We start from the raw sequence: 10,880 nt of genomic DNA on the forward strand, positions 1-10,880 counted from the left end.
CCCCCCCCGGTAAAAACGCCAAAGAGGTCGATCTGCGGGTCGCCCCGCTGCTGGGCAGCAGCGCGCCCAGATCGGTGCAGGTGGATAACTTCAACAGCCTGACCGGCGCCGATGCCAAGAAAGAGAAAGAGGCAGCCAAGCTGACCATCGAACTGCTCTCCCCGGAACAGGGCAGCACCCTGCGCGACAACACAGGCAACATCGTCTTTCAGGGCACCATCAGCCCCAAACCTCCGACCCAGTATGATGTGCGCCTGACCCTGGATGGCAAAGCCGCCCCCATCGTCAGCAACAGCCTCTCTGTCCGGGTCGAAAACGTCGATCGCGGCGCCCACGAGGCTCAGCTCGAGCTGCTCGCCAAAGACGGTACGATCCTTGCTAAATCCAGTGCAGTCACCTTTTACCTGCATAGAGCGAGCGTGACGCCGGCTCCCAAACCCACCCCCAAAGCCGACTAGGGGTGATATAGCGCACCGATGCGGGTAAACTCTATGCACCATATCGGTGCATAACAGGTGTGTAGCACCGTTTTAGGGAGAAACCTGTGCCAACCCGCTCGGACAACGCCAAAACACTCTTGGATAATTTGCTGACCGCCGTGATCCTGATGGATGAGCGGCTCTGCATCCAATTCGTCAACCCAGCGGCTGAACAGCTGCTCTCCCTCAGTGAACGCAGGCTGATCGGCATCGAACTGCCCCATCTGCTGGAACATATCTCCCTCGACCTGCAACGACTGAAACATTGCCTCGTGTCAGGGCAGGGCTTTACCGATAGCGAAGTGACTCTGGTGGTAGAGGGAGAACCGCGACTGGTGGAGCTGAGCGCTACCCCGATGGCCGACCACGAACAGCGTCTGCTGGTCGTGGAGCTGCGCAAGATCGACCAGCAGAAGAAGATCAGTCAGGAGCAGCAGCAACATGCCCAGCAGCTGGCAGCCAAAGAGTTGGTACGTGGTCTCGCCCACGAAATCAAGAATCCCCTCGGCGGCCTGCGCGGCGCGGCCCAACTGCTGCAAAAAGAGCTGCCGGATCCGGCGTTGCGCGAATATACCGGCATCATCATCGAACAGGCCGATCGACTGCGGGTACTGGTCGATCGACTGCTCGGCCCCCAGCGCCCCGGCCGTCACCAGATGCACAATGTCCATTCAGTGCTGGAGCAGGTACGCCGACTGGTGGAGCTCGAACTCCCTCCCTCTGTTCGCATCGAGCGGGATTACGATCCCAGCATCCCCGAATTCGAGATGGAGCCGGATCAGCTGCAGCAGGCGTTTCTCAACATAGTACGCAATGCCGCCGAAGCGCTGGGCGATCAAACCGGGCTTATCCGTATCAAGACCCGCACCGCGTTCCAGATCACCATCCACGGTCAGCGCTACCGGCTGGCGGCGGAGATCAAGATCATCGACAACGGCCCCGGCATTCCCGATGCCATTCGCGACACCCTGTTCTACCCGATGATCACCGGCAAGGAGGGGGGAACCGGACTCGGCCTCTCCATCGCCCAGAACCTGATCGACCAGCACAAGGGGCGGATTGACTGCATCAGCTGGCCGGGTCACACCGAATTCACCATTTTTCTACCGCTTCGCAAGTAAGGGAACCCCATGACCGCCAAAGTGTGGATCGTCGATGACGACAGTTCTATCCGCTGGGTGCTGGAGCGCACTCTCGGCAGCGAAGGCTTCAACTGCGAGAGCTTTGCCGATGGCGAAGCCCTGCTGCACGCCCTTGAGCTGCGCTCGCCCGATGTGATCCTCTCCGATATCCGGATGCCGGGCATCGATGGTTTGAGCCTGCTGGAGCAGATCCACCGCCGTCAGGCCGATCTGCCCATCATCATCATGACCGCCCACTCGGATCTCGACAGCGCGGTCAACGCCTACCAGCGTGGCGCTTTTGAATATCTGCCCAAACCGTTCGACATCGACGAAGCCGTGACCCTGGTGCGCCGCGCCGAGAATCATCTCAAGGAGCAGCGCACCAAGCGCAAGTCTCGCCAGCAAGAAGCCACCGCCACTCCCGAAATCATCGGTGAGGCACCGGCGATGCAGGAGGTGTTCCGTGCTATCGGCCGCCTGTCGCGCTCCAGCATCTCGGTGCTGATCAACGGCCAGAGCGGTACCGGCAAGGAGCTGGTCGCCCATGCGCTGCACAAGCACAGCCCGCGCGCCCACAAGAACTTTATCGCCCTCAACATGGCGGCTATCCCCAAAGATCTCATCGAATCTGAGCTGTTCGGTCACGAGAAGGGGGCCTTCACCGGCGCCAACAACATCCGCCACGGCCGCTTTGAGCAGGCCGACGGCGGTACCCTGTTTCTCGACGAGATCGGCGACATGCCGCTGGATGTGCAGACCCGGCTGCTGCGGGTCTTGGCCGACGGCCAGTTCTACCGGGTCGGTGGCCACCAGCCGGTGCAGGTGGATGTACGGATCATCGCCGCCACCCACCAGAATCTGGAGAAACGGGTCGCCGATGGCGAGTTTCGCGAGGATCTGTTCCACCGCCTCAACGTCATCCGCATCCACATCCCCGCTCTCAAGGAGCGCCGTGAGGATATTCCCCAACTGGCCCGTCACTTCCTGTTGCGCGCCGCCAAAGAGCTGAATGTGGAGGCCAAGAGCCTGCACCCGGATACCCAGGCCTATATCAGCCGCCTGCCCTGGCCGGGCAACGTGCGCCAGCTGGAGAACGTCTGCCGCTGGCTTACCGTGATGGCTTCGGGGCAGGAGGTACTGGTCGGCGACCTGCCTGCCGAGCTGCTCACCCCCATCACCAACAGTGCCGAACCCGGTCAACCGGCGATGCCCGGCTGCTGGCAGCAGCAGTTGCAGGAGTGGGTAGCTAGCAAGTTGGCGCTGGGCGAGATCGATATCCTGGCCGATGCCATGCCCCAGTTCGAGCGGATCATGCTGGAGACGGCGCTGGAACACACCCACGGCCACAAACAGGAAGCAGCGCGCCTGCTTGGCTGGGGTCGCAACACCCTGACCCGCAAGCTGAAGGAACTCGATCTCTCCTGAGTCCCCGGGAAAAACGATTCCCATCACGCCCTGACAAATCACTGCCCGCAAGCACCCCGTTTAACCGTAAACGGGGTATCTTTTTTGAAAGCCCCGCCTAGAATGGCAGGCTTTCAAACCTGACTCGACGAGGGCGCCAACCATGATTGACAGATCTCTCCCCCTGACCGACCTGCACCGCCATCTGGACGGCAACATCCGCCCGCAAACCATCCTCGAGCTGGGTCGCCAACACAATATCCAGCTGCCCGCCTTCGAGCTGGAGGCGCTGCGCCCCCACGTCCAGATCGTCGAGAACGAGCCGAGTCTGGTCGCCTTCCTCAAGAAGCTGGACTGGGGCGTGGCGGTGCTGGCCGATTATGACGCCTGCCGCCGGGTTGCCTACGAAAACGTGGAAGATCTGCTGCGCGCCGGTATCGACTATGCCGAGCTGCGTTTCAGCCCGGCCTACATGGCGATGGCACACAAGCTGCACCCGCAGGGCGTGGTAGAAGCCATCATCGACGGCGTGGCCGCAGGCAGCCGTGACTTCGGTATCAAGACCAACCTGATCGGCATCATGAGCCGCACCTTCGGCACCGAGCAGTGCAATCAGGAGCTGGCCGCCTGTCTGGCCCACCGCGACAAGCTGGTCGCCATCGATCTGGCCGGTGACGAACTGGGCTTCCCGGGGGAACTCTTTGTCGACCACTTCCGCAAGGTGCGCGATGCAGGCATGCGCGTCACCGTACACGCCGGTGAAGCCGCTGGCCCCGAGAGCATGTGGCAGGCTATTCGCGAGCTGGGTGCCGAACGTATCGGCCACGGCGTCAAAGCGATTCAAGACCCGGCCCTGATGGCCTACCTGGCCGAGCACCGCATCGGCATCGAATCCTGTCTCACCTCCAACGTCCAGACCACCACGGTAGCGAGCCTGACCGAACACCCGATCCGCCAGTTCCTGGCCGCCGGTGTGCTGGCCTGCCTCAACACCGACGATCCGGCGGTGGAAGGGATCGATCTGCCCCACGAATATGAGGTGGCGGCTCCGGCCGCTGGCATGACCGCCAGCGAGATCCGCACCGCCCAGCAGAACGGCCTGACCCTGGCCTTCCTGAGCGATAGCGAGAAAGCAGAGCTGAGCGCCCGCGCCGCCAGCCGTTGATTAACACCAGCAGTGCAAATAACAACGGCCCACTTCGGTGGGCCGTTTGCTTTGCAGATTTCTGATGATGTGTCAGCACGAGGCGAACTGGCAGATAGCAAAAGACCCAAACCGTGTTTGGGCCTTTTGTTGATGTCGGTGCAGGTAAAAACTACTCCTGCTCCTTGTCACGCTCCAGCGCCCGCTCCACCAGCGGCTCGGGCAGACTCTTGGTCACCTCTACTCCCAGCTCGCGGAAACGCTCGACCTGCGCAATCAGGTTGCCACGGCCGTTGACCAGCCGTCCCATCGCCTTGTCGTAGCTCTCCTGCGCCTTGTGCAAGCTGCCGCCCATCTGCTGCATCTCCTCGACAAACAGCCGCAGCTTCTCGTAGAGGCGACCGGCCCGCTCGGCAATCTGGCGGGCATTCTGGTTCTGCCGCTCGTAGCGCCACAGGTTCTCGATGGTGCGCAGCGCTACCATCAGATTGGTGGGGCTCACCAGCAGGATGTTGTTGTCGAGACCGTAACGCACCAGCGAGGGATCGGCCTCCATCGCGGTGAGGAAGGCGGGCTCCACCGCCACGAACATCAGCACATAGTCGAGGGTGCGTACCCCGGGCAACTGCTGGTAATCCTTGCGACCCAGCTCGCGGATATGGTTGCGCACCGAGGCGACGTGCTCTTTCAGCGCCACCGCCTTCTCCAGCTCGTCCTCGGCGTTGTACCAGCGCTCGTAGGCAGTCAGCGACACCTTGGCGTCGATGATGATGTCCTTCTCCTGCGGCAGGTGGACGATGACATCGGGCTGGTAGCGCTTGCCCTTCTCCACCTCGATATTGACCTGGGTGTGGTACTCGTGGCCCTCGCGCAGACCGCATTCGCTGAGGATCCGCGCCAGCACCACTTCACCCCAGTTGCCCTGCTGCTTGCTGTCGCCCTTGAGGGCGCGGGTTAGCGCCGCCGCCTCTTCGGTCATGCGGGCATTGAGCTCGGCGAGGCGCTCCAGCTCGAACTTGAGGCTGTGGCGCTGGGCCGTCTCCTGAGCGTGGGTCTCCCCCACCTGACGGCGGAAGCCCTCTAGCTGCTCCTTGAGCGGGGTGAGCAACAGATCGAGGCTGTTCTGGTTCAATTCGCGGAAGTTGCCGGAGTTTTGCTCGAAGATCCGGTTGGCGAGGTTCTCGAACTGCTGGCTGAGGCGCTGCTCCGCCTCCTGTTGCAGTTGCAGCTTCTCGGCGGCGGCCAGCCGTTCGCTGCGCAGGGTCGCTTCCGCATCCTTGAGGCGGGCGGTGAGCTTGATCAGCAGGGTCTGCTGCTGATCCAGCTTCTGCTGGCCCTGCATCCGCTCATCCTGCAACTCGTCGAAGCGATCCTGCAGCGCCTGATAACGCTCCTGCGCCAGCATCAACTCCTGAGCCTGCGCCGTGGCGGCCCGTCGCCCGATCAGCCAGCCCAGTCCGAGGGCCAGCACGGCGGCAGGCAGCAAGATCCCCCAGAGCCCGGGGTCGATCATTTGCGGCTCCGCTGACGCAGGAAGAGTTCGAGATAGCGGTTAACCAGGATCCAGAGCACCACGTAGATAAGGTAGGCGGCCAGCACCACCCACTTGTGGGTGTTGACGCCGGTATCGAGCTCGGCGAACTCGATATCCTTGATGCGGCAGTAGGCCCACATCAGCAGGGGAAAGACATAGAGCAGGGACGCACGCCAGAGAAATAGCCACATATGTTTTCATTCAACCACGTAAAAAGACCCGCCTAGCTTACACAAGGGCAACTGCGCTTGCGATCCTGACGGCCGCTATTCTCTGGCCTGCTTCCCGAAACTTCGATAAAATTAACCCCTAATAGGTATCAGAGGCGAGCATGACTCACTATTTCCTCCGTTGGCTGACACAAGGTTGGCAAGCTTCCCGCAAGCCCGCCGTGGTTTGCCATGAAGCGCGCCCGCCGTGGGCCATCGAGGAGTCCCAGTACCTCTCCCTCTGCACCCGCTGTGGCGAGTGTTTCAAGGCCTGCCCGCGCGGTCTGCTCAAACCGGCCACCCAGGAGGAGTACGAGGGAAGCCCCATCGCCGGCACCCCGGTGCTCGATCTCGCCTGCGGCCAGTGCAGCTACTGCGGCAGCTGCGCCAGAGCCTGTCCCACCGGCGCCCTCGACCTGCAACTGGGTCGGCAGGTGCAGACCCGGGTACAGATTGAAGAGAGTTGTCAGTCCCGTCAGGGCTTCTACTGCCTGCTCTGTGAAGATGCCTGCCCACAACAGGCGATCAAAGCCACTGCCGACGGCATCAACGTCAATATGGATGCCTGCAATGGCTGCGGTGCTTGTGGCCTTGCCTGCCTGCACGGCGCCATCACCCTGATCCGCCAGCCGGGCAGTCGTTAAAAACCACCTGCGTACAAAAGCAAAAGGGGCCATCAGGCCCCTTTCACATCTTGTTCGTTATGCCGCGCCCCGTCAGGCCATGGTCACAATAGTCTCTTGCTCGATACCCAGCAGGTGGCAGAGACGGTTGGGATCGCGCACCGCATCAGCCAATGTGTACTCGCCCAGCACTTCGAGGAAGGCGTTCATGGCGCGGCGCAGAATGCCCTGAATGCGGCAGCCGCCGGAGAGACGGCAGTTTTCGCGCTTGCAGTCGACCGGACAGAGCACATGCTCCATGTCCATCACCACATCCCGTAAATTGATGGAGACTGCAGAGCGACCGAGGCGGATGCCACCGTGCTTGCCGCGTACCGTCTCGATGTACCCCTTGATGCCAAGCTGGTGCACAATTTTGACCACGTGGTTGCGAGAGATGCCGAAGGTATCGGCCACTTCGGTAATGGTCGACAGGCGATCCCCCGGCTGAACCGCCAGGAAGGTCAGGGTACGCAGGGCGTAGTCGGTAAATCGTGTCAGTTGCATGGTCGCACTTGCCTCTTACTACAAGCCAGGAATCAGGACGACAACATTGAGCTAAGAGGCAGGAGACAACCGGTTTGCCTCTGTTTGCCAATTGGTTCGCCAGAGGGGGCCTGTCTCTTAATCTGAGTTGCGGAGTGACAGGTTAAGAGCAGCACAACCGGGTGTCGATGAAGATGCACATAAATCGACACTTTCTTTGATTGATCGCAAACTTGCCGGGTTAGCCCGGCGTTTACCCGCTTTATAGCGGGTAAATCTACCGAATAGTCCCCCTCGCCAAGCCCCTTCGACCAGCAGCCAGATGGCCCGCAAACCGCCCCTCAATCGACCGTCAAAGAGGTGGTTCAGTGGGGCTGTTTCAGCCAGTTTTTCAGCGCGATCGAGGGGATGGAGCTCTCGGAGGCGACGGCAAACGCCCCCCAGTCCACCGCGCACTGCAACGCATCCTTGATCGCCATGCCCCGCGCCAGACCGTGGATCAATCCACCAGCGAAAGCATCCCCTGCCCCCGTGGTATCGACCACCGAAACAGGACGGGCGGCAACCCTAATCTGCTCATCGCCGTGGATGGCCACTGCGCCTGCCTTGCCTTCGGTCAGCACCAGCCATTCGAGCTGCTCCCCCGCCAGCTGGCGGGCATGCTGCCAGGGGTCGCTCACCTCGCCGAGATCGGAGCGGGAGGCCACCAGCACATGGCAGGGACGGCGCGCTTGGCCGCCCTTGGGATACTGGGCTACCACGAAGCTCTTGCCGAGCATCTGGCGCATGTAACTGATGATGGCGGTGCCGGGATAGTTCACATAGAGGCAATCCACCCCATCCAGCGGCAGATCGCCGGGCAGGTCGGGACGCCGCGGGCGGCGCAGTATGGTGCGCTCGCCGGTGGAGTCCACCAGAATGAGCAGCTCGCCGGTCTCACCGCCAAAGCGCTCCACATGGCTGCAATCCAGCCCGTAACCGGCCGCCTGCTCCAGCAGCCAGTCGCCGGTCTCGTCCAGCCCGATACGGGAGGCAATGGTCACCTCGTGACCCGCCCACACCAGCCCGATGCCGGTGTTGGCTGCGCCACCGCCCAACCTGCGCCCCTGATCCACATATTGCAGCCGGGCCCCTGCCACCAGCGGTTCGGAGAGGGAGAGCACATGATCACAGTTGAGATTGGCAAGCAGCAGAATGCGGGACATAGAGACCTCGGACGATGGAGATAGCCCAAAAGAGACAGGCTGAACCCCGAGTAGAGCCCAGCCTGACAGAAGAGACAACCGGCAGCGATCGGGAATCCGATCGGGATCAATAGATGGGCAGCTCCACCCCGGCCAGCAGCTCGTCGATGCGCGCCTGACTCGGCTGCTGCATCACGCTCTGGATCACCTCCTTGGTGAGGTGGGGCGAGAAGGAGCTGATAAAGTCATACATGTAGTTCTGCAGCAGGATGCTCTTGCTGAAACAGATCTGCGCCGGGCAGGGCTTGAACAGGTGCTCCAGATTGATGGAGACCAGCCCGGGGCTGTCGGTGTCGTTGGCCACCAGCGAGGAGATGATGCCGATGCCAAAGCCCAGCTCCACGTAGCGTTTGATCACCCCGGCGTCCATCACCGTCATGTAGTAGCTCGGGGTGAGACCGGCGGCATGGAATACCTCGTCCTGCACCTGACGACCGGTTGCGCCACTCTCGTAGCTGAGGATAGGGTAGTGACAGAGCTGCTCCAGGGTCGGCTTCTTCACCTTGGCCAGCGGGTGATCCTGCGGCACCACCAGCGAGAGGGTCCAGAGGTAGGCGGGCAGCGCGATCAGCTCCTTGTCGAAGCCAATCTCGTGGGCAACGATGGAGAAATCGGAGTAACCCTTGCTGATCTGCTCCTTGCTCGCCGACATCACCGGATGGAGGTGGAACGAGATCTTGGGGTACTTCTTGGTGAAGTAGGTAACCGATTTGGGCAGCAGGTAGCGGGCGATGGTGTGGGTGGTGTGAATATTGAGGGTGCCCACCGTCGGATCCAGATACTCGCGGGAGATCGCCTTGATCTTGCTCTCGATGTTGAGCATCGCCTCGGCACACTTGATGATCTCCTCCCCCACTGGGGTGATGCGGTGCAAATGCTTGCCACGGCGCTCGAAGATCCGCACTCCCAGCTCGCTCTCCAGCAGGCCAATCTGTTTGCTGACCCCCGGCTGACTGGTGAAGAGCGCATCGGAAGCCACGGACACATTGAGGTTGTGGTCCCGGATCGCGATCAAATACTTCAATTGCTGTAGTTTCAAGGCGTCACACTCTCACACTGGTTTGGCTCAGACAGGTTTGGCTCAGGCCGGGACGGCAATCAAGCCAGACAAACAGGCCGCCACATGGGCGGCCAGTGTACCATCCGATCCCGACATCTCAGCGCTTGATCCTTCATTTTGCTACAAAATCTAGCATCCGAAGGGGTAGCTGACAAACCGGGCTCAGGCCGCGCCAGCCCGCAGCGGCAGGATCCCCAGAAACTGCAGCAGCCACTGCATCATGGTCGCCGAATCCACCTCCCCCTCCAGCGAGGAGAGGCTGCTCTGGTAGCGCTCGTCGGGCAACAGGCCGCGGCGCCGCTCGATCAACGCCCGGTTGTACTCCACCGAGAACTCCGGATGCCCCTGAATGGCGACGATGTGATCACCCTGCAAAAACATGAAGTTGGGACAAAAATCGTTGCCCGCCAGCCGGGTCGCCCCCGGCGGCAGCAGGGCCACCTGATCCTGATGACTGGCCAGAATGCGGATCTGATCCCGCGCTGGCGCCATCCAGGGCTCATCTGCCAGCATGGGATGCACCGATACTCCCAGCCCCCATCCCTTGGTGGACTTCACCACCTCTCCGCCCAGCGCTTGGGCGATCACCTGATGACCGAAGCAGACACCGGCCAGCTTGACGTCGGCATCGTGCGCCTGACGGATCCACGCCCGCAGTGCCTGAATCCAGGGGATATCGCTGTAAGCATCGTGGCGCGAACCTGTGATAAGCCAGGCATCGCACTCGTGCAGATCCTCCGGCAGCTCCCCATCGAGAGCCGACCAGACCCGAAATTCCAGTTCGGGGGCCAGGGCCGCAAAGCCCCTGATAAACATCTCGGAGTAAACGGGGCCAAAACGATCCGCCAGATCGGGATCGAGCCGGTCACAATCGAGAATTCCCAATCGCATCTGTTGTTCCTTTACAGAGTTCGCCCCCGCCAATCATTGACCGGCGGGGGCAAGAGGTTAGGCCATGAGCACACGCCAGCGCGTCACTTCATGGTCGGCATGGAGAACTCGGCACCACTGCGCAGGCTCTGGGGCCAGCGCGCCGTCACCGTCTTCATCCGGGTATAAAAGCGAACCCCGTCCGGCCCGTGCATGTTGAGCGGCCCGAAAATGGAGCGCTTCCAGCCGCCAAAGCTGTGAAACGCCATCGGCACCGGAATGGGGACGTTCACCCCTACCATACCGACCTGCACCCGCGCCGTGAAGTCCCGCGCGGTGTCACCATCGCAGGTAAAGATGGCGGTGCCGTTGCCGTACTCGTGCTCGTTGATGAGGTGCAGCGCCGTCTCGTAGTCCGGCACCCGTACGATGGAGAGCACAGGGCCGAAGATCTCCTCGCGGTAGATACGCATCTCGGGGGTTACCTCGTCAAACAGGCAGCCCCCGATAAAGTAACCCTCGTCGTGGCTCAGCGTGCGACCATCGACCCGCAGCACAGCCCCTTCAGCCACCCCCTGATCCACGTAGCCGCGCACCTTGGCCAGATGCTCCTTGCTGATGAGCGGCCCCATTTCGTTCTCCGGGCTCTGGCCCAGCCCCGGAC

General features: G+C 61.7%; 12 protein-coding genes. 5 read left to right on the forward strand and 7 right to left on the reverse strand.

Going from position 1 to position 10,880, the window contains the following annotated elements:
• The 4 genes from AACS18_RS02755 to add form a co-directional block, all read left to right on the forward strand.
• A partial coding sequence (locus AACS18_RS02755; RefSeq protein WP_108613639.1) for a DUF4124 domain-containing protein occupies nucleotides 1-458 on the forward strand: 458 nt, incomplete at its 5' end.
• 86 nt (nucleotides 459-544) lie between these two features.
• On the forward strand, nucleotides 545-1,600 hold the full coding sequence (glnL, locus tag AACS18_RS02760) for a nitrogen regulation protein NR(II) (RefSeq protein WP_040070099.1): 1,056 nt from the start codon (nucleotides 545-547) through the stop codon (nucleotides 1,598-1,600).
• 9 nt (nucleotides 1,601-1,609) lie between these two features.
• On the forward strand, nucleotides 1,610-3,028 hold the full coding sequence (glnG, locus tag AACS18_RS02765) for a nitrogen regulation protein NR(I) (protein WP_042062424.1): 1,419 nt from the start codon (nucleotides 1,610-1,612) through the stop codon (nucleotides 3,026-3,028).
• A 142-nt stretch (nucleotides 3,029-3,170) separates the two neighbouring features.
• On the forward strand, nucleotides 3,171-4,172 hold the full coding sequence (gene add, locus AACS18_RS02770; protein ID WP_075116081.1) for an adenosine deaminase: 1,002 nt from the start codon (nucleotides 3,171-3,173) through the stop codon (nucleotides 4,170-4,172).
• Between the two features lie 151 nt (nucleotides 4,173-4,323).
• Here add and rmuC read toward each other — a convergent pair whose 3' ends face one another.
• Complete coding sequence (gene rmuC / locus AACS18_RS02775) at nucleotides 4,324-5,664, reverse strand: DNA recombination protein RmuC (protein WP_064337565.1); 1,341 nt, start codon at nucleotides 5,662-5,664, stop codon at nucleotides 4,324-4,326.
• Entirely contained in the window at nucleotides 5,661-5,876 is a 216-nt protein-coding gene (locus AACS18_RS02780; protein WP_005339659.1) for a hypothetical protein, read from the reverse strand. The genes rmuC and AACS18_RS02780 overlap by 4 nt, the downstream gene beginning before the upstream one ends.
• Before the next feature lie 140 nt (nucleotides 5,877-6,016).
• Between AACS18_RS02780 and AACS18_RS02785 the strand changes: the two genes are divergently transcribed.
• Complete coding sequence (locus tag AACS18_RS02785) at nucleotides 6,017-6,538, forward strand: ferredoxin-type protein NapF (protein ID WP_108613640.1); 522 nt, start codon at nucleotides 6,017-6,019, stop codon at nucleotides 6,536-6,538.
• 72 nt (nucleotides 6,539-6,610) lie between these two features.
• On the opposite strand, the gene AACS18_RS02790 is transcribed toward AACS18_RS02785, so the two are convergent.
• From AACS18_RS02790 to AACS18_RS02810, 5 genes are all read right to left on the reverse strand, one after another.
• Entirely contained in the window at nucleotides 6,611-7,063 is a 453-nt protein-coding gene (locus AACS18_RS02790; RefSeq protein ID WP_005339654.1) for an Rrf2 family transcriptional regulator, read from the reverse strand.
• Between the two features lie 344 nt (nucleotides 7,064-7,407).
• Nucleotides 7,408-8,247: a PfkB family carbohydrate kinase gene (locus tag AACS18_RS02795; RefSeq protein WP_108613641.1), complete on the reverse strand. Its 840-nt coding sequence runs from the start codon at nucleotides 8,245-8,247 to the stop codon at nucleotides 7,408-7,410.
• Between the two features lie 106 nt (nucleotides 8,248-8,353).
• Nucleotides 8,354-9,325, reverse strand: coding sequence for a LysR substrate-binding domain-containing protein (locus tag AACS18_RS02800; RefSeq protein ID WP_005356189.1), 972 nt, complete (start codon nucleotides 9,323-9,325; stop codon nucleotides 8,354-8,356).
• A gap of 183 nt (nucleotides 9,326-9,508) precedes the next feature.
• On the reverse strand, nucleotides 9,509-10,237 hold the full coding sequence (locus AACS18_RS02805) for a glutamine amidotransferase-related protein (RefSeq protein ID WP_005357481.1): 729 nt from the start codon (nucleotides 10,235-10,237) through the stop codon (nucleotides 9,509-9,511).
• Nucleotides 10,238-10,320: 83 nt separating this feature from the next.
• Nucleotides 10,321-10,880, reverse strand: a 560-nt coding sequence (locus AACS18_RS02810; RefSeq protein ID WP_146184840.1) for an aldehyde dehydrogenase family protein, incomplete at its 5' end; no start/stop codon positions are given.

The sequence above is a fragment of the Aeromonas sp. HMWF015 genome, assembly GCF_963878965.1.
Lineage (GTDB): Bacteria > Pseudomonadota > Gammaproteobacteria > Enterobacterales > Aeromonadaceae > Aeromonas > Aeromonas veronii.

Coding starts and splice junctions, on each gene's coding strand:
- add (WP_075116081.1), top strand. CDS start 3,171: ATGATTGACAGATCTCTCCCCCTGACCGACCTGCACCGCCATCTGGAC.
- AACS18_RS02795 (WP_108613641.1), bottom strand. CDS start 8,247: ATGTCCCGCATTCTGCTGCTTGCCAATCTCAACTGTGATCATGTGCTC.
- AACS18_RS02780 (WP_005339659.1), bottom strand. CDS start 5,876: ATGTGGCTATTTCTCTGGCGTGCGTCCCTGCTCTATGTCTTTCCCCTG.
- rmuC (WP_064337565.1), bottom strand. CDS start 5,664: ATGATCGACCCCGGGCTCTGGGGGATCTTGCTGCCTGCCGCCGTGCTG.
- glnG (WP_042062424.1), top strand. CDS start 1,610: ATGACCGCCAAAGTGTGGATCGTCGATGACGACAGTTCTATCCGCTGG.
- AACS18_RS02805 (WP_005357481.1), bottom strand. CDS start 10,237: ATGCGATTGGGAATTCTCGATTGTGACCGGCTCGATCCCGATCTGGCG.
- AACS18_RS02790 (WP_005339654.1), bottom strand. CDS start 7,063: ATGCAACTGACACGATTTACCGACTACGCCCTGCGTACCCTGACCTTC.
- AACS18_RS02785 (WP_108613640.1), top strand. CDS start 6,017: ATGACTCACTATTTCCTCCGTTGGCTGACACAAGGTTGGCAAGCTTCC.